Source organism: Chitinophaga barathri (assembly GCF_003807585.1).
GTDB classification, from domain to species: Bacteria; Bacteroidota; Bacteroidia; order Chitinophagales; family Chitinophagaceae; genus Chitinophaga; species Chitinophaga barathri.
In genome coordinates this window covers 285,048-308,768 of sequence record NZ_RMBX01000005.1, presented here as the reverse complement: position 1 = coordinate 308,768, position 23,721 = coordinate 285,048, and the positions used below count along the sequence as shown (strand labels likewise).

16 protein-coding genes and 1 pseudogene are annotated in these 23,721 nt (G+C 52.4%); 9 read left to right on the top strand and 8 right to left on the bottom strand.

The annotated features are described in order from the left end of the window. Positions 1-5: 5 nt before the first annotated feature. Genes EG028_RS11120 through EG028_RS11110 form a run of 3 tightly spaced genes read right to left on the bottom strand, consistent with a single transcriptional unit; the run spans position 6 to position 3,664 of the window. A complete protein-coding gene (locus EG028_RS11120) occupies positions 6-1,655 on the bottom strand; it encodes a sodium:solute symporter (RefSeq protein ID WP_120516452.1) in 1,650 nt (549 codons plus the stop codon). Between the two features lie 5 nt (positions 1,656-1,660). After that, positions 1,661-2,881, bottom strand: a complete 1,221-nt coding sequence (locus EG028_RS11115; protein ID WP_120516453.1) for an enolase C-terminal domain-like protein — start codon at positions 2,879-2,881, stop codon at positions 1,661-1,663. A gap of 21 nt (positions 2,882-2,902) precedes the next feature. Next, complete coding sequence (locus EG028_RS11110) at positions 2,903-3,664, bottom strand: SDR family NAD(P)-dependent oxidoreductase (RefSeq protein ID WP_241559103.1); 762 nt, start codon at positions 3,662-3,664, stop codon at positions 2,903-2,905. 264 nt (positions 3,665-3,928) lie between these two features. Between EG028_RS11110 and EG028_RS11105 the strand changes: the two genes are divergently transcribed. Next, positions 3,929-4,807, top strand: coding sequence for an AraC family transcriptional regulator (locus tag EG028_RS11105; RefSeq protein ID WP_162946441.1), 879 nt, complete (start codon positions 3,929-3,931; stop codon positions 4,805-4,807). 48 nt (positions 4,808-4,855) lie between these two features. On the opposite strand, the gene EG028_RS11100 is transcribed toward EG028_RS11105, so the two are convergent. After that, a complete protein-coding gene (locus EG028_RS11100) occupies positions 4,856-5,404 on the bottom strand; it encodes a Crp/Fnr family transcriptional regulator (protein WP_206614432.1) in 549 nt (182 codons plus the stop codon). Between the two features lie 16 nt (positions 5,405-5,420). Then, positions 5,421-6,011 carry a cysteine hydrolase family protein gene (locus EG028_RS11095; RefSeq protein WP_120516456.1) on the bottom strand — a complete coding sequence of 197 codons (591 nt, stop codon included), beginning with the start codon at positions 6,009-6,011 and terminating at the stop codon, positions 5,421-5,423. 312 nt (positions 6,012-6,323) lie between these two features. On the opposite strand from EG028_RS11095, the gene EG028_RS11090 reads away from it, so the two are divergent. Beyond that, positions 6,324-8,147, top strand: coding sequence for a glycoside hydrolase family 97 protein (locus EG028_RS11090; RefSeq protein WP_120516457.1), 1,824 nt, complete (start codon positions 6,324-6,326; stop codon positions 8,145-8,147). Positions 8,148-8,240: 93 nt separating this feature from the next. Here EG028_RS11090 and EG028_RS11085 read toward each other — a convergent pair whose 3' ends face one another. Beyond that, positions 8,241-8,576 (bottom strand): potassium transporter KefB, encoded by a 336-nt coding sequence (locus EG028_RS11085; protein WP_123864635.1) that lies wholly within the window; start codon positions 8,574-8,576, stop codon positions 8,241-8,243. A gap of 242 nt (positions 8,577-8,818) precedes the next feature. Between EG028_RS11085 and EG028_RS11080 the strand changes: the two genes are divergently transcribed. Beyond that, positions 8,819-12,721 carry a glycosyl hydrolase gene (locus EG028_RS11080; RefSeq protein WP_120516459.1) on the top strand — a complete coding sequence of 1,301 codons (3,903 nt, stop codon included), beginning with the start codon at positions 8,819-8,821 and terminating at the stop codon, positions 12,719-12,721. A 1-nt stretch (position 12,722) separates the two neighbouring features. Here the strand turns inward: EG028_RS11080 and EG028_RS11075 are convergent, their stop codons facing one another. Together EG028_RS11075 and EG028_RS11070 are read right to left on the bottom strand one after the other, a co-directional pair. Next, positions 12,723-13,958, bottom strand: coding sequence for a right-handed parallel beta-helix repeat-containing protein (locus EG028_RS11075; protein WP_162946443.1), 1,236 nt, complete (start codon positions 13,956-13,958; stop codon positions 12,723-12,725). Positions 13,959-14,103: 145 nt separating this feature from the next. Next, the gene (locus EG028_RS11070; protein ID WP_120516461.1) at positions 14,104-14,463 is read right to left on the bottom strand and encodes a hypothetical protein; all 360 of its coding nucleotides are present in this window, start codon (positions 14,461-14,463) and stop codon (positions 14,104-14,106) included. 355 nt (positions 14,464-14,818) lie between these two features. Between EG028_RS11070 and EG028_RS27890 the strand changes: the two genes are divergently transcribed. The 6 genes and pseudogenes from EG028_RS27890 to EG028_RS11045 all read left to right on the top strand — a co-directional run bounded on the left by EG028_RS27890 (position 14,819) and on the right by EG028_RS11045 (position 23,718). Continuing rightward, the gene (locus EG028_RS27890) at positions 14,819-15,646 is read left to right on the top strand and encodes a hypothetical protein (RefSeq protein WP_241559104.1); all 828 of its coding nucleotides are present in this window, start codon (positions 14,819-14,821) and stop codon (positions 15,644-15,646) included. Between the two features lie 15 nt (positions 15,647-15,661). Beyond that, positions 15,662-17,089, top strand: a pseudogene (locus EG028_RS27885) (GH92 family glycosyl hydrolase); the annotation flags it as partial. A 97-nt stretch (positions 17,090-17,186) separates the two neighbouring features. Further along, positions 17,187-17,786, top strand: coding sequence for an RNA polymerase sigma-70 factor (locus EG028_RS11060; RefSeq protein WP_120516462.1), 600 nt, complete (start codon positions 17,187-17,189; stop codon positions 17,784-17,786). A 76-nt stretch (positions 17,787-17,862) separates the two neighbouring features. Beyond that, entirely contained in the window at positions 17,863-18,843 is a 981-nt protein-coding gene (locus EG028_RS11055) for a FecR family protein (RefSeq protein WP_162946445.1), read from the top strand. A gap of 44 nt (positions 18,844-18,887) precedes the next feature. Beyond that, entirely contained in the window at positions 18,888-22,217 is a 3,330-nt protein-coding gene (locus tag EG028_RS11050; RefSeq protein WP_120516464.1) for a TonB-dependent receptor, read from the top strand. 16 nt (positions 22,218-22,233) lie between these two features. Then, positions 22,234-23,718: a RagB/SusD family nutrient uptake outer membrane protein gene (locus EG028_RS11045; protein WP_120516465.1), complete on the top strand. Its 1,485-nt coding sequence runs from the start codon at positions 22,234-22,236 to the stop codon at positions 23,716-23,718. The last annotated feature ends 3 nt before the right edge of the window (positions 23,719-23,721 follow it).

Genomic DNA, 23,721 nt, shown 5'->3' with positions numbered 1-23,721 from the left:
GCCTGTTATCGGAAGAACCAGTACAATGCTGCCATTACGAGGATCAGTACTGCAGACAATGTCTTATAATTCCCGATCCCATTCCAGCCTTTAGTTTGCAGCGGCTCCCGGGCAGATTTCCAGAACAGCGCGCTGCTTTGTTGCGTATGCACAACCGGGAACAGGTATGATAATGCGACCTGCATCAGCACACATGTCATGAACAGGTAGAACGCCATCATCATGAACGGTACGCCACCCAGCGGATTGCCGGGAAACAGCTTGTTGGCGGCATATACTGCCGCGCCCAGCAGCGAGCCGATCCAAAGCGTGAATTGTGCTGATTTTGCCGAGGCCTTTCCCCAGAATATACCTAACAGGAACACACAGGTGATAGGCGGGGCAATATGCGCGATCACGTCGTTGATGCCTTCAAAAAGGCTCTGGTAGCGATTTAGCAGGGGCAGCATCGCTATAGATGCCAGGAGGGCGATCACTGAAGACCAGCGGCCGACCTGCACCAATTTTTTTTCAGAAGCTTCCGGGCGGAAGCGTTTATACAGATCGAAGCTGGCCAGCGTGGCAATGGAATTCAGCGCCCCGGCGATCTGGCTCATCAGGCCGGATATCAGGGCCGCGGCCAGAACTCCCCTCAGCCCGCCGGGCAATAGTTGGGTGATCATCAACGTATAAACGCCTTTGGTGTCTGTAACGATCTTACCGTCTGTTCCCGCATGCTGCAAAGAGCTAACGTCAAGGCGGCCGGAGAGGTAAAGCGCATAGGCGAAAAGGCCGGGCAATACAAAAATAAAAACGGGTAGGATTTTGATGAACCCGCAAAACAAAGCCCCAACGCGGGCGTTATTCTCATCTTTTGCTCCCAGCACCCGTTGCACGATAGTTTGGTCCGCGCACCAGTACCAGATTCCCAGGACAGGGTATCCAAAAAACACAGCCATCCACGACATGCCGGAAGAATCACCCGCGGGGCGCAGCATACTGAGTTTTTCAAGGGCGCCATGTTTATGCAGAACGGCCGTCATCGGCTGCCAGCCGCCCATTTTCGTCCATGCGGCGATAGTAATGATCACAGCACCCGAAATGAGTACGATGCTCTGGACAGATTCCGTGACCACCACGGCGCGCAGGCCGCCAATGATCGTATACAGCCCTGTAAGGGCCGCAATAACGACAATGCTGGTATACATGTCGATGCCAAACAATGTTTCCAGTACGATCCCGCCGGCCAGAAAAGAAAACGCGATATGTATGATCACCGCGGATATGATGGACACAAAAGCCAGCCAGTCACGGCAGGCGCGGTTATATCTTCTTTCCAGGAAATCGGGCAACGTGGGCACGCCGGAGCGGATGTAGAAAGGCACGAAGAAAAGCGCGAGCAAAATGAGGGTGAACGCCGCCATCCATTCAAAATTCCCATTCAGCAAGCCTGAATCAAACCCGCTTTGGGCAAGGCTTACCAGGTGGAGGCAGGATATGTTCGTAGCGAACAGCGCCAGGCCTATCATGGGCCAGCGCAACGTTTTTCCGGCCAGAAAATACTCGCCGGAAGCATCGCCCTTCGCATTTTTTTTCCGGGTACCCGCCCACAAGCCGATAGTTACTATAAAAAGCACATAAACGATGGTAATGATGATATCCGCGGTGCCGGTCATAGTGGTTATTTTAAATCGCAGCTGCTGCCAGGCTCCTGCGGTGTTATATACACGCCATTATCGATCCTGACAGGATGTACAAAATGTTCTTTCAGATGCGGGATATGTTCGAGGAACAGCGCCTCATGCCCGACAGTGATGTGATTAAAAAGCACCAGGTGCTGGTGGAGCTGGCCCATATCGCCCACGTGCGGCACTACCGGTACGCCGAACTTTTTGCTCAGCAGGCTGATGGTGATAAACTCGCTTACACCGCCCACTCTCACTGCGTCCACCTGGATGAAGCCGGTACAGCCGGATTGCAGGTAGTTCTTGAACAGGATGCGGTTAGGCACATGTTCGCCGATGGCAAGCTTCACAGGGGCCACGGCTTTGGCGAGCGTAACATGGGCCAGTACATCGTCCGGATGGGTTGGCTCCTCCACCCAGAAAGGATTCATTTTTTTTAGCTCCCCGCAAATGGAGATCGCCTGCGGCAAGGTCCATTGCTGGTTGGCGTCCAGCATTACCTTTACATGGTCCCCAACCGTTTCCCGGACGATGTTCGCCCGGCGTATATCGCGCAGCGGATCGGCTGAACCGACTTTCAGTTTCATAGCGGTAAAACCGCCGGCAACCGCCCTGATGCAGTTTTCCCTTACCTGCTCATCGTCGTAGTTGAACCAGCCCACGGAAGTATCATAACCCGGGTAACCCTTCGCCAGGATATCCCGCCGCGCGGCCGCGCCCGCTTCTTCCTGCTTCAGCAATGCAATGGCTTCTTCCCGCGTAAGCACGTCTTCGAGATACGACAGGTCGAGCGTATTGACAATTTGTTCGGGGCTGAGATCGATCAATAATTTCCAGAGCGGCACGCCTCTTTTTTTCGCCCAGAGGTCGAAACATGCGTTGGTAACGGCAGCCAGCCCAAGGTGGACCACGCCTTTATGCGGGCCCAGCCAGCGAAACTGCTGCTCGTCTGACATTGCCTTGAACGTTTTCCCAAAATCATGCATCAATGCCTCTATTTCGTTCCCTACCAGCATATTTGCGTAAAACTCCGCCGCACGGCATACCAGGTCGTTTCCCTGCCCCAGCGTAAAGGCCAGTCCGGAGCCGGTGAGGCCCGATTCATCTGTAAGCCGGGCTGCCGCATAGGCGTATAGCGGATCTTTATGTACAGCATCGCTGCCTGCGCCATTTTTTAATTGATACCTTTTATCGTCGACCCTGAAAGTCTTTATCATGCGGAAATAGTTGTGATTTTTTTATATCAGCGCCCTGTAGCCCAATTCGGCGCCGCCGGTAACGGGAAGTATGCAACCTGTGATAAACCGCGCGGCATCACTGAACAGGAATACACATGCGTCCGCGATCACATCTCCCGAAGGCATTGGTCCCAGCGGCTGCAGGCTGTCCAGGTATTGTTGCATGGCTTCATAGTTCGGCTGTTCTCGGCTCCAGGCCTGCAACATGGGAGTGCTCACAGCAGCGGGGGCAACCGCGTTCACGCGTACGCCGGACGGTGCGTAATCCAATGCCATTGCTTTCGTCAGGGCATTTACAGCGCCTTTTGTGGCCACGTAGGCGGCGTGGTTTTCCTGCCCGATGCGGCCTACCAGGGAGCTGGTGCTCACGATGCAGCCTTTTACGGCTTTCAGGTGCTCTATGCTGTATTTTACCATCAGGTAAATGCTTTTCAGGTTCACGTTCATCAATGCATCCCATTCGGCGGAACTGGTTTCGTGCAGCGGGCGGGAAGGCTGTGCAAGCCCAGCATTGTTGTGGATACCGTTCAGCCTTCCATATTTTTCCATTAGCTTCCCGACAGTTTCTCTCACATCCGTTTCGTCGGTTACGTTGCAGCGGAAAAAAGAATGGTCACCGCTAAGCGAGGCTACCCTGTCTTCACCCGCGGGATCGATATCCGCAACACATACCGAAGCGCCCGCGCGGGCGTAAGCCATGGCACATTCCCAGCCGATGCCATCGGCGCCGCCGGTAAGGAGGATCACTTTATCTTTCAGCATTTTCACGTTTTTTGTTTTTACAGGATACACACTACAGTAACGTTAAGTTCACTAAAGTTAAAGTATTCCTCTCCTTTTCCGGCAGGCGGTCTGGTGGTCTGACTACAGCAAATCTATCGGGTGGAAAGCCGGAAAACAAAATGGGTAATGACCAAAACCGAGCGTATTTTAGCATTATTTGCCTCAAAACAGGTCAATTCTATTGATTTTAGCGCCAGTTGCACTATTTTCGCCATGCCAGGTCTGGCAACAATCCCACTTGTTATGAAGCCGGTATTCACCAAAATAAAGGAAGATGTGCAAATGGAAGTATTCGCCGTGCGGGTGATAGACCTTCCTTATTTTTCAACCGAATTTCATTTTCATAAAGAGTGCCAGCTGGTGTACGTGGTGGAAAGCGAAGGCAAACGCATTATCGGCGACAGCGTGGAGAACTTCAGCAGCGACGAACTGATCCTGCTGGGTCAGGATATTCCGCACGTATGGCACAACGACAAACGGTATTTTGAGAAAGATACGGACACGCGGGAAACATATGCCCGTTCGGTAGCCCTGTTTTTTGACCCCGAAAAACTGCAGGAAGCGATGGGACTGTTCGGTAGCGCCAAGCCGGTGGAAGCTTTGCTGAAAAAGGCAGCCAGGGGCATGAAATTTACCGGTAGAACCAAAGCCTCGCTCCGGCAGATGTTACTGGAAATGACCCGCCAGAAAGGATTTGAACAGCTCGTCACGTTCATTCGCATGCTGGACCTGCTCACCCGTACCAGGGAGTTTGAATTACTCGCGAGCACCGGCTATGTGAATACCTATCAGGCAAAAGACAACGACCGGATAGACCGTGTTTTCAAATACGTTTTCACCCATTTTAAATCGGACATACAATTGAACGATATGGCATCGCTGGTCAATATGAGCAAGCAGGCCTTTTGCCGGTATTTCAAAAGCCGCACGCAAAAAACGTTTATCAATTTTGTGAACGAAGTACGTATTGGGCACGCCTGCCGCCTGATGGCCGGCGGCGAAACGCAGATATCCTGTCTGGCATACGAATCCGGCTACAACAGCCTGTCTAATTTCAATCATTTCTTCAAAGAGATCAAAGGAATGACTCCCAGGGAGTACCTGAAGCTGCTGGCTGTTTGAGCGATCAAAGGGCCTACAGAACCTTCCAAAGACAATGCCCGTCGTCCTCTACTTCTTTTTACGCAATATGTTCTTTCGCACTTTACTCAGGAACTCATGCGATATACCCAGGTACGATGCGATATGGTGTTGGGCTATCCGTTGCGATAGAGTCGGATATTTCTCGGTGAAATCCTCCAGCCGCTGGCCCGCCTTTTTGGATAACATACTGATCATGCGCATCTGTAATGCAGCCAGTGCTTTCTGATTCATGATACGAAAAAGCTGCTCCAGCTGCGGCATTTCCCGGTACAATCGTTCTTTTTGCGGCCGGTCTATCCGCAGCACTTCCGAATCTTCGAGCGCCTGGATATTCAGCCGGGAAGGCGTACCGGATATAAAGCTGCCAATGTCCAGCACCCACCAGTCTTCCACGGCAAAATAAAGAATATGCTCGCGGAGGTTCTCGTCTTCATAATAGATCCTGAAACAACCCACCAGCACGTACGCCTCGAAATCGCATACCTGTCCTTCCCGCAACAAATATTCATTCTTTTTGAACCGTTGCAGGGTGTAGTAGGATGTAAGCCGCGTCAATTCCTCGTCCGACAGCTCCACGCATCTTATTACATTTTTATCGAATCCCGGGTACCTGTTCATCCTGTAAATGTCGTAAAAATTGAGCGCCCGATGTCACCGTGGCATATAAACCTCCCAGCGCAGCCAATCCTGCCAGGAAAGCGCGGTTGATCTCCTCAGCGGTTACCACCGCACCGTTCAGCTCACGGTCACGGGTGGCGACGGCGTCACCGATCAGGGTATTTTTAAAGCCCAGGTCCATCGATGCCCTGACCGTTGCGGCAACGCAAACGTCCGTCATCATACCGCAGATCACCAGATTCGTTACCTGGTTTTCCCGGAGCACCTCCAGTAGCCTGGTTTCGCGGAAGCTGTTGGGGAAATTTTTCACCATCACCTTTTCTCCCGGCAACGGTGTGAGTGGCGGATGAATAGCGGCTCCCGGGGTATCCGGCCGGAAAAAATCCGCTTCCTCCTGAAGCGCGATGTGCTGCACATGCACAACGGGGAGCCCTTTGGCCCTGAAAGCCTGTAACAACGCCTGTGCATTTTCCAGTGCCTCGCCTGCGCCTGCCAGTTCCATAGCGCCTCGTTCGAAATAATCGTTCTGCATATCGATGATCAATAATGCTGTTTGTTTCGTCATGATGGATGGTTGGGTGTTTTTGAGCCCTTTACAAAGGTAGAGGCGGCACGGGGATCAGGAGGTTGAACTAGTTCAAGAAAATAAGAACGGGCAGTTTAAATTATCAAAGTAGAAGTGGTGCTCAAATACATCCGCGGATGGTTATTCGTTTTTGGTTTTGCTGTTTGGTATACCGCGTTTGGCCTCACTGGAAAAGTAAGTTAATCATCCATAAACTTACTCCTGGGAACATTCCCGTAAAATGGGAGTGTTCCCAATGTATTTATTGATACAAGGGAAAACCATCTGCGGACCGGTATCTTAAATTTGAGTATGGGCTATAAATTCCACCTTGTGACGCACCTCCTCGTGCTGCAACTTATCTTTTTAAAAGTCTATCCTCAGAACACACTTCATTTCCAGGATCCCTCCCGGAAAATATCCATGCAGTTGTCGGTAAACAACGGCGAGTTGACCTGGTCCGCCGCGGCTGGCGGGAAAATGTTTGTCGGGCCTTCCGCGGCGGGGCTGGCACTGTCGGACATGGAACCGGGTGCTATCAGCAGTATCAGCCTTTCGCGGCAAACTATCATCAACAATAGCTGCTTGTACGAAGTGACGGTGGAAGGCGCGAAGTATACATACGGAATGGAATTTCGTTTGTTTAAAGACGGTTGCGCTTTCCGGTACAGGCTCCCGGGTGAAGGGAAAAAAAAGCTCAGAAAAGAGCTCACTTCGTTTAGGATACCCGCATCTTCCCGTGTATGGTTCTTTGAGCGGAACAGCGCCTGGAAATTGAAGTCATACGCGGGATGGTGGACGCATACTTCCGTAGACAGCCTGCCGGCCATTTCTTCATCCGGCCCGGTACAGGGAAAGCCGCTGGTGACGCAGCTGCCGGATAAAAGTTACATGGTCATTACCGAGGCTGCATTGTACGACTACAGCGGTATGCGGCTGGAAGCTACGGGGAACCGGACCGTGCGGGTGAATTTCACGGAAGGGGAGCAGGGCTTTGACGTACAGGGAGGACAATTCACGCCCTGGCGTGTGGTGATGTATGCCGGTGATCTGAACAGCCTGGTGAACAACCGGATGATAGAGGAATTGAATCCCCGTCCCGATAAATCCCTTTACAATGACGTTTCTTATATTCAGCCCGGAAAAGCCGTCTGGAGCTGGATCACGAGGAAAAAAAACTACATGCAGCCGGATGAGGAAAAACGATTCATTGATGCGGCAGCAACGCTGAAATTTAATTATACCCTGCTGGATGAGGGCTGGGAAACAATCTGGCCCGACAAATGGAAACAGCTGAAAGAAATTTGTGACTACGCCGCGGAAAAGCGCGTAAAGGTCTGGGTATGGCGGGATTCCAAATGGCTTAATGAACCAAAACAAAGGGACGCCTTCCTGGACAGCCTGGTGCTTTCCGGCGTAGCCGGTATTAAAACTGACTTCATGAACAGCGAGGCGAAAGGGCTTGTGGATTTCGAGATCGGGTTTCTCAAAGCCACTGCGGCACGCAGGCTGATGGTCAATTTTCACGGATGCCACGCTCCAACAGGCGAAAGTGTAACCTATCCCAATGAAATGACAAGGGAAGGCATCAGGGGGCTGGAACTGAATAACATGAACGAACCGATACCTGCGTGGCATAATGCCGCGCTTCCTTTCACGCGTTTTTTATGCGGGCATGGAGATTATACGCCGGGTTTTTTCTCAAACAAAGGCCCGACCACCTATACCCACCAACTGGCATTGATGTACCTGTTCAATTCCCCGTTTCAATGTATGGCGGAAAATCCTGTTACGATCGTGAATGATCCGCTGTATGCACCGATCATTCCATTATTGCAGACCCTGCCGGTCACCTGGGATGAAACACGCGTGCTGGAAGGAAGCGAGATCGGAAAGCTGGCGGCGCTGGCGAAACGTAAAGGAAACGAATGGTATGTGGCCGTCATAAACGGAACGGAACAACCGAAGGAGTTCATATTGCGGCCTGATTTCCTGAAACGTAAAAACCAAAAAGCGCTTGTGGTGAGCGACGGAGGAGAAGGGTTTGTATTACAGGAGAAAAATATCAGGAATTCGGATACTGTAAAGTTTGTCATACCGGCAACGGGCGGGCTGGTGATCCGGCTTACAAAGTAAACCGGATTCCGGGGAACAATCCGTGGCGCCGGTGAATATGTTTGCACCCGCACAGAATGCGGGCAGGTCGATCCGGTTGTGCGGTGATGAATACTAATCCCACAGTGTTCCGTCCAGCCCCAGGATAGTCCCCATCCACAGCCCGATTACATAGACTACAATGCTCAGTATCGCAATTAGGATCTTTCTCCGGCCGCCGTCACCCAGCAGGTGTTTCAGCAAATAAGAACACGCGCCACCCGCTGCGCCGGCCAGCGGAACTATTATCATCGGCCTTACCTTCCAGAAATTCCCCCATTCCGGTCTGCCCTCCACAGGCAACAGAAAAATGGTGATCAGCACTAATGCAATGGCCGCGGCGATCAGTATACGTTTAACTAATGAGGCGGTATGGATGACTTTTGTTGACGAACTGTTTTGCTGGGACATAGTGATCTGCTTTATGAATTGAATGAATGATTTCGCCTGCCGGGTCCATGGCAGTGAATTCAGGCTTAAAATGCTTTGTATGCCAAAGTTAATGAAAAGTACTTTGTATTTCAAAGTATTTATCAGGAATTCTTTTGGGGAAGGTTTTATTTACTTCTGTTTGGACCGGCAGCTATTTATCCTGAGCAGCCCGCTCGCCGTAAATTCATTATCTTGTTATAGCTTTCAACAAGACAGGTTTTATGCAAAGAAGGGATTTTCTGAAGAATACGCTGATCACGGCCACGGGTATCTTAATATGGCCCGGGATAAGCCGTGGAAGCAATCCGGAAGAGGAACTGAACGGGCTGAATTTTTTGCGCCCACCGGCCGGGTACCGCCCACAGGTGCTTTGGATGTGGCTCAACGGTCACATAACGGAAGAAGGCATCAGCAAAGACCTGGAAGCGATGCGGCAGATGGGGCTTGGCGGCGCTTTGTTGTTTAATGTTGAAGGCGCTGTGCCGCGCGGGCCCGTAGATATGGGAGGCTTGCAATGGCGCAGCATGGTGTTGTTTACCCTGAAGGAGGCGCAACGGCTACAGTTGCAGATCGCATTACACAATTCCGCCGGTTTTTCAGGCACAGGTGGTTCATTTGTACAACCCGCGCAAAGTATGCAACAGCTGGTCTGGCGTACGGTACAGGCCATGCCGGGGCAGCATCAATACCACATTCCGCAGCCTTTCACCAAACTCGGTTACTATCGTGATATTGCCGTACTGGCCTTTCCGGAACCCCGTGTTCCAGAGCTGCTGAAAGTGCGGCTGAACGGAAAAGAAGAAGACAAGCGCATCTGCGGAGACCAGGATCCCGAAACGGCCCTGCGGCTGGAAAAAACAGGGGATATCATATTTGAATTCGCGGAAGAAGGCACCTTTCAATCCGTTACCATCTGGCGCAAGCCTGAAATTCCCGCGGACATATACGCGGGTACACCGGACAGCCCGCCGATATTTCAACTGGAAAGTTCCCTTGATGGTATGAACTATTCCCGGGTGTGCACCATTGTGATGCCGCAATTGCGGAAGATGAACGCGCCGGGCGCGGCGGTTTTTCCAGCGGTGAAAGCAAAATACTTTCGTTTACATACTAACATCAGCACCTGGTTGTCCGGGGTGCAGTGGCATGCCCATGCAGGCGTGCGTAACTGGCCGGGCAAAGCCAATTTTTACCAGCATGTGGCCGAAAACGCCCCCGCTGCAAATGCGGATGGAGGAATCGACAAAAGCCAGGTACTGGATCTTACCCGGCTGCTGCAACTCAACGGTGCGCTGCAATGGAACCCGCCGGCCGGCCAATGGACAATTTTGCGCATTGGGCATACACCTACCGGCCAGCCTGGCGCATCGCAGCCCGACGCGGCCGTAGGGCTGGAGCTGGACAAATTCAGCCGGCAGGCGGTGGATGACTGGTTCCGGCATATGGACGAATACCTGTTCAACGCCCTGTTGCCCTATACATCCTTCCGAGGCCTGGAGATCGACAGCTGGGAGGTGGGCGTGCAAAACTGGACGCAGCGAATGCCCGAAGCTTTTCATGAACAGCATCATTACCCTATTACCCAATGGCTGCCCGCATTAACGGGTCGCATCGTGGGCGACGTCTCGGCTACCATTGCTTTCCTGTCCGACTTCAGGCGTACGCAGGCCACGCTGGTGGCTAAAGAATATTATGCCGGTTTTAAGGCGCATTGCGTTGCCAAAGGCTGGCATCTGTGGGGCGAGCCCTATGGCGACGGTATGTTCGACAGCCTGCAGATCTCCCAGGCGCTGGATCTGCCCATGGGCGAGTTCTGGACGCGGTATGCCCCTGGGAGTATGAACACCATCGGGGTGGCGCTCTCGGCCGGCCATACTTCCGGCAAACGCGTGATCGGTGCGGAGGCATTCACCGGAATGCCTGAAACCTCACGCTGGACCGATTATCCTTATTCGCTTAAAGCACAGGGAGATCATTTTTATTCACTTGGCATAAACCAGCTGATGCTCCATGTAATGGTGCACCAGCCTTATAAATATGGCGTGCCGGGTTTCTCCATGGGCCCCTACGGTACGCACTTCGACAGGAATAATACCTGGGCGGCCTTTGCTCACGGATGGACCGGTTATCTTGCCCGCACACAATACATGTTGCAGCAGGGGCATTATGCAGCCGATTTTGTGTTTTTTATAGGGGAAGAGCCGGCCGCTTTTATCCCGGATATCGATCACGTAACGCCGCCTAACCCGACCGGTTACAGTGCGGATGTAATAGGGCCGGATGGACTGCTGCAGGATATACGCATCCAAAACAACCAGATCGTTTTACCTGATGGCATGACGTACAAGGTAATGGTGATGATAGCGCTGCGGCATATATCGGCGCCAATATTACAAAGGCTGAAGACACTGGTGGAAGCCGGCATGCAGCTGGTGGTGAATGAAAAACCGGAAGCCGCTCCGGGCCTGGGAGGCGATGCTGACGCCCTGCTGGCACTGGCTGATGAACTGTGGGGAGGCCTGGACGGTATAAACGTAAAGGAACGCAGGCTGGGCAAAGGAACCGTTTTCAGGGGGAAGCTGCTGCCAGAGATCGTACAGCTGCCGCCTGATTTCAGCTATACTGCGTCACGGCGCGATGCGGCCATCCGCTTTACCCACCGCCGCACGGCGGGCGCGGATATTTACTTTGTGAGCAACCGCCTGCGCCGTAATGAACGCATTACGGCGGAATTCCGTGTGAAAGGAATGTTGCCCGAGCTATGGAATGCGGAGGACGGCAGCATAACGGAAGCGGTGATGTACCAGTCTACCGGAAGCGGTATCAGCGTGCCCATGGAGTTTTCGCCTGCGGGCTCGTGGCTGGTGGTGTTCCGTAAACCTTTGTCGGGTAAGGGTATTGAAAAGCTCACAAAGGATGGTCAGCTGCTTTGCGACACACTTCCCGCCATCGTACCGGATGCGGCCTATTGGGCACAGGTGCGGCAGACTTTTTCGATAGAAGTATGGATCAAACCAGATACCTATGCCATGCCGGGAAAAGGATACGTCGTGTTTCCGGCGGAAGGTGAGGTGATTTATGGTAAAGGATATACCTCCGCCGGTATTGCCGCGGGGCAAAATGTGATCCGCCTCTGCGAGCGGACAAGAGGAGCAGCTTATTCTTCGAAGGATGTAGTTGCCGTCTATCAGCCCGTTTCCGGCTGGACGCACGTGGTGGCGGTCTATAACGAAGGAGCGCCCGCATTGTACATCAACGGAAAGCTGGCGGGCAGCGCCGCGGCAGGTGACAATAAAGTGATTCCCGGCCTGGGCACCAAACCTACCGGTGAACTGCATTCCAGCGTTTTTGAAGGAAATGCTACCGATCCGAAGTTGTACCGCAAAGCGCTTAGTCCCCAGGAAATAACGGCATTGTACGCCGCAAAACTACCGGCGCCTGCGTTGCCGGAAGGCCTTTCGTTGAGCGGGCAGGGAAACAGTATTAAAGCGCTGGTATGGCAAAACGGCACCTATCGTTTAGATGAACATGAAATTAAGGTGACAGATAAATGCACCGTGCAAACGGTGAAAGGCCCATGGCAACTATATTTCGAGCCGGAGCGGGGAGCGCCGGCGAACATCAGCCTGCCGGAACTGATATCGCTGCATCGGCACAGGGACTTTAACGTACGCCATTTTTCAGGCATGGTGACGTATAAAAAACGGATCATTATTTCACCTGCGGCATTGCAGAAAGGCAAACGGATCTTCCTTGATCTGGGCAGAGTGGAGGTCGTTGCCGATGTCAGCGTCAACGGAAAAGAAGCAGGGCTGTGCTGGAAAGAACCTTACCGGCTGGATATTACCCGGTTCATCAAGCCCGGGGAGAACAGCTTAAGCATACAGGTGGCAACGCTCTGGCCAAATCGCCAGATCGGCGATGAACAACTGCCGGTGGAAAACGTTTTTACGCCTTCTCGTTATATATCAAAAATGCCGGAGTGGTTCGTGCAGAATAAACCTAATCCGGGCCGGCGCATCACCTTCGCCACCTGGAATAATTATAAGCCGGAAGATCCCTTGCTGGAAGCAGGTTTGTTAGGACCGGTACGGCTGATCATTGCGTGGGAGGTAGTTATCTAACTCAGGTTGCCGCTTCAAAAGCGCCGATAGCTCTTTTGGGAAGAAACTTATTACCGGCATTGTCCTTCTCCGGATGTACCATAGGGTACCCTGCGCGAGCGGCAGGACTGTGAAGCGGGATAACAAAATCTTCCTTTCCCGCATTCCTGAACAGCGGGTCTTTGCCCGTAAGCCCGTCCTTTTCACGCACGGGCAATTGCGGCCCCTGCCAGGCGTTATCCTCGGAATGGAACCAGAGGTTGTTGGAAAACGTAAAACTTTCCGGCGCCGTACCGGCACCGATGCTACATGTGGTGCGTAGCTGACCATCCACATAAATAAGATTATTGCGAAAAGTATTGTTGCCGCATTTTACAAAACGGGCGGTATCCTTGTTTTCCTGCAGGATGCGGATGACCCATCTGCCTGGTTTGTAGATAGTATTGTTGACAACTTCCGACCGGGTACAGCCCACGAAGGCCACAGGTACTTCCGATCCGATAAATACATTGCTATAGACCTTTAAGTCGGCCGCCTCCCAGGTGGCATTGCCCGGTCGGAAAAAAGCCTGGCCTGTACTACCACCGAGATTGATGGCTCTGCTGCCGGCATTTATGAATATGCAGGCTTCTACGCGGATATTGCAGCTTCCGCCCTTCATTTGCACGGCATTGGCCCCCATGTTTTCAAAGCGGCACTGGCGGATAAGACTGTTGTGGCAACCCACCATATCGATGCCGCTGCCGCCCGGCGAGCCGTTCAGGAAAGTACATTGCTGAATGGTAAGATCATCCACCCCTGAAAGCTTCAGTAGGTCATTATTGCCGGTGGCGGCCATATCGCGAAATATACAATGTTGTAATACAATATGATGCGCCGGGGATGCATAGCTGCTGCCATCGTCGATATTGAGACCATTGCCGGTTTGCCCGGAAAATACGATCCCTTCGATGTGCAGGTATGCGAGATCGCTGCCGGTCCAGGCTGCGGCTCCTCCTTTAAACAGCACGGCACCGCTTTTTTCTGCGATGATGTATATCCATTTACCGGGTGCGCCCTGCAGGCCCTGTAATGATTGATTGCCGGAATAAGTGCCGCTATGCAGCAGGATGGTGTCGCCTGGGCGCGCCGCTTTTGCGGCACCGGAAACGTCCGCATATCGTTGCCCGTGGCCGGTGTGTAATACCGCAGCCGGTAAAGAACCATGGAGGAAGGCAATGGGCAATAGAATGATGAGCAGACGAATGAAACGATGCATTACTAAAAATAGGGCAAAAAAAACTATTGATCCAATGCCCGGTAAACTGTGTTTAAAACAACCGGAATTGTGAGCTGGAGCATATCCAATAAAAAACCTGCCCATAAGAGCAGGTTTCAATAATATAAGCTACATTTTTTACGAATCACGACCTCGAAAGGAAATTCCCCGGCAAACGCAGGCCCCTTTCATCCCCCAGCACTTTCTCCAGGGCATTCTGCAATCCTTTCGGAATAGTATTTTTCTCTTCCGTTGTAAGCGGTTGCAGCAGCTCATGAAAATCATCGTCTTCGTCGTAATACCCGAAATACAGGGAGTATTTGTCGCTGCCGTATACCCGCAGGGAAATCTCATTGTCGTCCTCGGTATGTATGCTGATCACAGACCACTGTTCGGTATCGTTGTAATCATGCCGGATATCAAAAGCGTCTTTGCCGAGCACTTCCGTCAGCAATTTCTGAAGCATTTCACCGGCGTGGTTCTTTACAAAGTCTTCGTAATTCATATGTTGTTTTCTTCTGGGCCGAAGTTAATGCAAATCCGGCTGAATTCGAACAAAATGGTAAGCCGGATCATTCGTTACGCAGACTTTTAACCGGGTTCATCAGCGAAGCCTTCAGGCTATGGATGCCGACAGACTTAAAGTGGAGTTGAAGTGGAGATGAGGTGCGCTTGATCAGGAGTTGATCCGGTTAATATCCTACCAGGGACCGGGCCGCCGCAGGACGGGGTGTAAAAGGGTTTATGCGGGGCCGCGCTGCTTTTTTATTTAAAAAAACACTGCCGCCTATAGCGGCATGCCTTCTCCCAGGTGTCTAATCTAAAAGACATCAAAAGAAACAATGCCAATACCACGTACAATGAAAGCCTGGAACTTTATTGCAGCGATTGTTTGCAGCACCGCCTTCCACGCAACAGCACAACAAAAAGATATCGTAGCATATGCCAATACCCTGCAGGGCACCAATTCGGAGTTCTCGCTCAGTGCCGGCAACACCCATCCTTCCACCGCGCTGCCTTTCGGTATGCATGCCTGGTCCGCGCAGACGGGCAAAAACGGCGATGGCTGGAAATATCAATACAAAGCCAAAACCATCCGCGGTTTCCAGCAGGTGCACCAATGCAGCCCCTGGGTGGGTGACTACGCGGTTTTCAGCCTGATGCCCGTATCCGGGGAGCTGAAAGTAAATGAAGAGGAGCGGGCAACAGCCTTCAGTCATGCGGATGAAATAGCCCGGCCGGACTATTACAAAGTGACTTTTGCCAATAAGGTGACCACAGAACTCTCTCCCACCGAAAGAGGCGCACACCTGCGTTTTTCCTTCCCCGCCAAAAGCCCTGCCTACATTGTGCTGGATGGATACAATGCGCTGAGTGGCGTGAAGATCATTCCCGAAGAACGGAAGATCACCGGCTACGTGACCAACGGGCGTTTTATACCGAAAGACTTTAAAAACTATTTTGTGATCGTATTTGATCAGCCCTTTGAGGCCAGCGGCACCTGGGAAAATGTGAACAACCAGGTGTCTCACGGCAACCTGTCCGCCGAAGGCAAAGGCACCGGGGCATTTATCCGTTTCCGCAGCGGGGCGAAAGTACAGGCCAGGGTCGCATCTTCATACATTAGCCTCGAGCAGGCGGAGCAGACCTGGAAGCAGGAGCTGGGCGGCTTCACTAAACTGGAATAGACGAAGGACGCGGCGAACAAAATATGGAGTACGCTTTTTAACAGGGTGCTCGTAGAAGGCGGATCGGAGAAGGACAAAGCCACTTTTTATTCCTGTCTTTTCAGGGCTAATCTTTTTTCGCACCAGTTTTTTGAATACAACAGCAAAGGAGAGCCGTATTATTTCAGCCCTTACGACGGCAAGGTGCATAATGGTTATATGTATACGGACAACGGTTTCTGGGATACTTTCCGTGCGCAGTTCCCGCTCAATACCATCCTGCATCCCACCATGGAAGGCCGTTATATGCAGGCGCTGCTGGATGCGCAGCAGCAATGCGGCTGGTTCCCGGCCTGGTCTTTCCCGGGAGAAACGGGCGGTATGCTCGGCAATCATGCTATCTCCCTGCTGGCGGATGCATGGGTGAAAGGCATCCGCACCTTTGATCCGAAAAAAGCATTAGACGCGTATTTTCATGAAGCGATGAACAAAGGCCCATGGGGCGGTGCTAATGGCCGCGCGGGCTGGAAAGAATATTACCAGCTCGGTTACGTGAGTTTCCCAGAATCCCACGGCAGTACCTCGCAAACACTCGAATATGCATACGACGACTTCTGCGGCTACCAGCTGGCGAAGCTGACCGGCAATGACTTCTATCAAAATATCTTCAGTCGCACGATGTTCAACTACAAAAACCAGTACGACAGCATCACCGGCTTTATGCGCGGCCGCAAACTGAACGGGGAATGGCTGGAAAACTTCGATTCCTACGAATGGGGCGGCCCCTATACCGAAGGCAACGCCTGGCATTGGCAATGGTCTGTTTTCCACGATACACAGGGCCTCATCGATATCATGGGCGGGGACGACCGTTTTATCACGAAGCTGGATTCCGTATTCAGCGCGCCGAATAAGGTGAACGTGGGTTATTACAAACAAATGATCCATGAAATGACTGAAATGGTGAATGCGGATATGGGCCAGTACGCGCATGGCAATCAGCCCGTACAGCATATGATCTACCTCTACAACTACGCCGGCCAGCCCTGGAAAACACAGGCGCATGCCCGGAATGTGATGAATAAATTGTATAACGCCAGCGAAAACGGTTACCCGGGTGATGAAGACCAGGGGCAAATGTCGTCCTGGTACGTGATGAGCGCGCTGGGTTTTTACAGCGTCTGCCCCGGTACGGACCAGTACGTGATCGGCAGCCCACTGTTCCCTAAAGTGACCGTTACCCTCGAAGACGGGAAAAAATTCGTGGTGGAAGCGCGAAACAACAGCCCGGAAAACGTGTATATCCAGTCGGCAACCCTCAATGGCAGGCCCTGGCCGCACAACTGGCTGCGGCACGCGGATATTGCGGGCGGCGGCACCCTGCTGCTGGAAATGGGGAATAAACCCGCTACCAGCCGGGGTATAGCGGATGCGGACAAGCCTTTTTCGGTAAGCAGGCCGTAATAAAGACGGGTAAAAAGCGCGCCGTGCATAAAATCGGGCCAACGCTAAGAAAATCGTTTTGAAACGATTAAATTAGCTGTCAGTTCGAATTCCACCAATGCGACATGATTTTTCCACGTATACCGATGAGGAGGTGTTCCTGCTGGTAAAGCAGGGGCATAAAGACGCGTTTGAGGAAATCTACAAACGTTTCTGGCAGGAATTGCTTGATGCGGCCTTCCGGCGCGTAAAAGTGCAGGAAACGGCGATGGAGCTTGTACAAAGCCTGCTGGTAAATCTTTATATCAAACGGGAAACCATTTCCCTCAACACCTCGCTTCGCAATTACCTGCACATATCGCTGAAAAATAAAATTCTGAATGCAGTGCGTTCCGAACTGGTGCGTAATACTTACCAGCAACATATCCTGAAAGGCGGTGAAACATATCAGCCGGACGCGGTCAGCAGCCTGCAACTCAAAGAACTGCAGCAGCAGATCGACGAATCCTGCGCCAGTATGCCCGAAAAATGCCGTGAAGTGTTTTATCTCAGCCGGAAAAAACATTTATCGTACCAGCATATTGCGGAGCAACTGGGTATTTCGGTGAGCACCGTGGAAAAACACATGGTAAAAGCGCTTAAAATACTGCGTTCGCGCCTTAAAGAATACAACTTTACCGTGTTCTGGTTCCTAGTCACTTTAATGATTATATGCTGAACGGGTTTCAAACTATTTTGACGCGCAGTAGCGGTCGGCCTTTTTTCAGGTGTCTAATGTTAGAGAGACTATGGACATGAACAACACCCGATTAAAAGAATTATTGGATAAATACCTGGAAGGCACCGCCACGGCAGCTGAGATCCGGGAGGTAGATGACTGGTACGGGTCTTTCGAAAGCGATCCCGGCCTGACGGAGCAATTGAGCGCCGAACAGCGCAGCGCCCTGGAGCAACTGCTTTTCCTGCGCATCAGCCGGGAAGTGGAGCAGGCTGCGCCTTCGGTGAAGATCATCAAAGCGCCGCTCCGTTATTGGTGGGCGGCCGCTTCGGTAGTCCTGCTGCTGGCCGCCGGTGGGTTTTATTTCGCCCGCAACCGTTCGGCACAGACGGAAACGGCTACTGTTGCAACATTAACAGAACAAACGGGCAGGGGTGGCATCAAAAAGATCGTATTGCCGGACGGCACCGCCGTATGGCTGAACTTTGAAAGTAAAATACGTTATGCTGAAGGGCAAGGCCGCGAGGTCTGGCTGGAAGGCGAAGGATATTTTGAAGTAACGCCGCAACAAGGGCGGCCCTTCCTGGTGCATGCGGGCACGCTGGATGTAAATGTACTGGGCACCAGTTTTAATATTGACGCCTATACACCCGGCGAAACGGTGACCGTCACGGTTGCCAGCGGTAAAGTAGCGGTGGGCAACGACCAGGCCGCCCGTACTACGCTCGCGGCCAACCAGCAGGCGGTATACCTGGCGGCAGCCGGGAAAATAGAGAAAAACGATATCGCCGCTGCGGATTTCAGCGCCTGGAGACAAGGGCAGCTGGTATTTAAAAAAGCCATGTTCCGCAATATCGCGCAAAAGCTGGAACGCCGGTATGACGTGCGCATCCGGTTTGCCGGGGAGCATATTGCCAACTCGCTGCTCACGGCCCGGTTCGATGAAAATGTACCGATTGGAGATATACTGAAGATGTTATGTGATATTTACGGGTTCAGCTACCGGCAGGAGCCCGGGAAAAATGAATACCTGGTGTACGATGGTCAGCCAAAATAGATAAGCCGGATAGAGTCATCCGTGTGGAGTGATAATTTCAAGTTATGGGAGAGAAAACAGTGGTGCGCCTGCATATAAGGCCCGGGTGGCTCGTCTGCCTGGTGCTGGCATTGTGCTGCCTGTACATGCCGCAGGCGGCCGCGCAAACGGCGGGAGAGGAATTACGGCGCACGGTGGTGAACATACAGGTTTCGAACCAGACGCTGGACAAAGTATTTGACCAGATCGAAGCGGCTACCAGGTTCAGGTTTGTGTATAGCCCTTCGGAAATAGCCGGCAGTGGCAAAGTGACGATCGCAAGAAAAAATATTTCCGTGGAACAGGTGCTGAAACTCCTGCCGCCCGGCCTGCAATATGAGCAACGGGGCAGGAACATCCTCATCACGCGGAAAGAACCGCCTTCATCGGGCGATGCGGGTGTGCGGATGCTGGCCGGCCGGGTAACGGATACAAAAGCCAACCCGCTTCCGGGCGTGAATGTGATCGTGAAAAGCTCGCAGACGCGGATAGCAACAGACCAAGCGGGTGCATTCAGCATCCGCGCGGGCCCCGGGGATACACTCCGTTTTAGCCTGATCGGTTTTTGCGAACAGGATGTGCCGGTGGAAAGTGTAGATCTTTTATACATCACTTTGCTGCCGAAACATTCTTCCCTCAAAGAAGTGGTGGTGATCGGTTACGGTACTTCCAGCAAGGAAAAACTCACTACTTCAGTGGGCACCGTAAACGGGGAAACGCTGAAAGAGCGCGCCACTACCATGAACGTCATGCAGGGCCTGGCAGGAAAAATAGCCGGGGTGAGCGTGATGATGAATTCAGGGAAACCAGGGGGAAACCCTATCGTAAAGATCAGGGGGACCGGCTCCATCAACGCTTATAACGGCCCTTTATACGTAATCGACGGAATTGTAGGGGCGGACCCGATGATCATCGATCCTAACATAGTTGCCGCGGTAGATGTGCTGAAAGATGCCGCTGCCTCGGCAATTTACGGTTCAAGGGGTTCCAACGGCGTGATCGTGATCACCACCAAAAAAGGAACGAAGAGCAGCCCGGGCATTTCATTCCGGAACACGCTCAGCTTCGGCTCCCTGGCCCGGAAAGTGGACCTGATGGATGCGGATGAAGCATTGGAAATGTTCAAACGCGAATATGAATACCTGCCCGGCCGCACGGCCCCGCACCTCGATCCGGCAAGGCAGTTCCTGCGCAAAGACGAGCTTTTTAATGCGGACGGTACGCCGAAATACAACACCGACTGGCAGGAAGAAGCAAGCCGCGTCGCGGTATCGCATGAACATTCGCTGTCACTGTCCGCCGGGAAGGACGGGATCACCGCTTTGGTGAACCTCTCGTATAACGACCAGCAGGGCATCCTCATCAACAGTTATTCACGCCAGGTGAATGGTTTTGTGAATGTCGGCTGGGATGTGAAAAAATGGCTGCATGTGCAGGCGGTGATCAACAGCGGGGCATTTAAACAAAACAACGTGGACATCAATACATTCGGGCTGAATGCAGTGCGGCAGATATACGAGTTCCTGCCTTTTTTCCCGGTACAGTATGCGGATGGTTCATATACACGTAAAGGCGATTACCCCGGCGCGGAAGATTCCGAAAACCCGGTGAGGCTGATGCGGGAAGTAAAATCTGTCGCGGGCCGCACGTATACGATGGGGAACCTGCTGGCTACTTTTTACCTGGGTAATAAAGTGCAGTTTACGGCGGGCCTCAGCGGCCAGACCGGCGCCAGTTATAACCTGTATTACTCAGGCCGCGACATCCGGGGGTATTCCGATACACAGCAGGGGGTTGCTACGCGCAGGCATGGTAATTCCGGCTCCTGGACTTCGGAAGATTACCTGACCTGGAACGACCAGTTCGGTAAACATAAACTCACCGCCGTGGCGGGCGCCAGCTGGTACTATTTCACGAATATGAGCACACAGGCGGGCAGTGAAGGTTTTTTTGATGATTTTTTTTCATACAACAGCCTGCAGACGGGCCTTGTACCGCAGCGGCCGCAATCGGGGATGAGCAACACGGCGATGAATTCGTATTACATGCGGTTCAACTATGACTTCGACAGCCGGTACCTGTTCGGTTTTTCATTCCGGGCGGATGGTTCGTCACGTTTCGGCGCCAATAATATGTACGGTTATTTCCCGAGTTTCTCCGGCGCCTGGCGCATTTCATCGGAACCTTTTCTCCGGGGCGTACCTGGTATCACCGATCTGAAACTGAGAGGCAGCTATGGCATCGTGGGAAACGCGGATATCGGGGATTATGTAACGCAGGACAGAATCAGGAGCGGACAGGCTGTATTTAACGGGCAGGTGGAACCATCGGCCACACTGGAAGCATTGGGCAACAGGAACCTGAAATGGGAAAAAGCGCACCAGTTGAACCTGGGCATAGACGCATCGCTGCTGGACGGCAGGCTGCAATTTACCGGCGATATTTATAACCGCGTAACCAAAGACCTGTTGTATTACAAACTTCTTCCGGCTACCACCGGTTATGAAGGCGCTTTTGACAATATCGGGTCCATCCGCAACAGGGGCATTGAACTATCGCTGGTGACGAGCAATATCCGGCGTGGGCACTTTTCATGGAATACTTCGATGATCTATTCCATGAACCGCTCCCGCGTACTGGAGCTGAACGGCGATATCATGTATCCCTGGGGAGGCCGGATCATGGAAGGCCGCCCGCTAAACGAGTTTTACGGCTACCAGCGGCTGGGCACCTGGAGCACCGATGAAGCGGCGCAGGCCGCCGTCTATGGCAGAAAACCGGGTGACCTGAAATATGCGGACCTGAATAATAACAAAGTAAAAGATGCGAATGACCGCATGGTGCTCGGCAACGGTATGCCTGATTTTGAAGCGAGCCTTGGGAACACCGTCGTGTATAGGAATTTTTCGCTGGGGGTGGATCTGCAGGCTATATATGGCCACAGCCTGGCAAATTTCACGCGGCTGATCATGGAAAGCCCCGCGCCTTCCACGAATAGTTACCGCAGCCTGCTGGATGCATGGACGCCACAGCGGCAGGGCGGTATGCACGCGGAGTTGCGCCTCCCCGGCGATGGATTTGACAGCGAACTGGACAGTTACAATATAGAAAAAGGCACCTTCCTGCGCGTGCGCAACATCACGTTTGGTTACCGCCTGCGGGAAGACTGGCTGAAACGGTATCATATAAAGTCCGCGATGCTCAGCATCAACGCGGAGAACTATTTCCTGTTCACAAAATATAAAGGCTACGACCCGGAAGCATCCTCCTTCGACGGTGACTTTAACCAGGGCGTGGACCTCTACCAGTACCCGAAGGCGAAAACACTGGCGTTCACACTAAACGTTACATTCTGATTAAAGGGATTGACATATGAAACGAGTGGTTATGCTGCTGATCATAGCAGCCATTACATCCTGCAATAAATTCCTGGAAGAGGAGCCCTCCGGTTCGCTTAACCTGACGCATTATTATAAAACGCCCGAACAGGTAAGCGCAGCGGTGAATGGTACGTACGAAGGCCTTGCTACGCCTTTTGTGGTGAACATCGGTGTGTCTGTAAGCCCCGTGTATTCACTGGAGTACATCACCGGTTACAGCAGGCGGCCCCGCCCGTCCGGTTTTGAAGACGATCAGTTCCTGCGGCTGGACAGGCTGGATGATGCGAATTCGAGATTACAGGGATGGTGGAACGCTACTTATTATTCAGTGGAAAACTGCAACAGCGTGATTGAACGCGTAAGCGTGACCACATTGGTGGATGAAGTGACAAAACAACGATATCTCGGCCAGGCTTATTTCCTGCGGGCATGGTATTATTTTCAGGCGGTGCGGCTGTTTGGCGACATACCGCTGAAGCTGGTTACCACAAAAGATCTGAATGATGTGAGGATCCGCCGTTCGTCCAAAGAAGCGGTGTATGAGCAGATTGTAAAAGACCTTGTGGCCGCCGAGAACAGCGGCCTCCCCTGGACGGATCAAAGCGGGCATATCAGCCTTGGGGCGGTGAAGTCGTTGCTCGCAAAGGTATACATCACGATGGCGGGATATCCTTTGCGGAAGGGGAATCCATATTACCAGAAGGCGTACGACAAAGCCATGGAGGTGATCGATAGTCACCAGTTTTCCCTGTTCGAACAGTACAGCGACCTGCGGAACCCAGCGGTGCAGAATACCCGTGAACATATTTTTATGTTGCAGCGCCACCCCACCGTGGCGGTGAGCAATATACACGGCGCATACCTGCCTTATCCGGATCAGCCCGTGTCCATACAGCCCGCTTATGGCGGGGCGATGGCGCCGGTAAAAGCGTTTTACGATTCATATAACGACAGCGACGGCCGCAAACAGGAACAGGCATTTTTTTATACGAAATACGCGCGGTACGGCAACCCGGCTGAAACCATCTTTTTTCCCGCTCCTTACATCTTTAAGTTCTGGGATGCGGATGCGGAAAAGACGGGCCGGTCCGGCGCCAACTTCCCGCTGATCCGTTATGCCGATGTACTGCTTTTGTGCGCGGAGGCAAAGAGTAACATCGATGGCGGCGTTACATCGGACGCAACGGCTATTGACGCTTATTACGCCGTGCGCCACCGGGCATTCCCGGCGGAGGCAAAACCTGTAACATTAACAACAGACGATATCCTGAAGGAAAGGTATTGGGAGCTTTGTTTTGAATTCCAGGCCTGGTACGATATGATGCGCACACGAAAAGCCTTTGATGTGGAGCGCGGAAATATGACCAGCCTGATAGGCTACAAGGCACCTAATCATCTGCGGGCATTTGCCGAGAGCGACCTTCAATTTCCATTACCACTAGCTGAAGTTCAGAAAAACCCGGACTTGGCCCTTTAACAA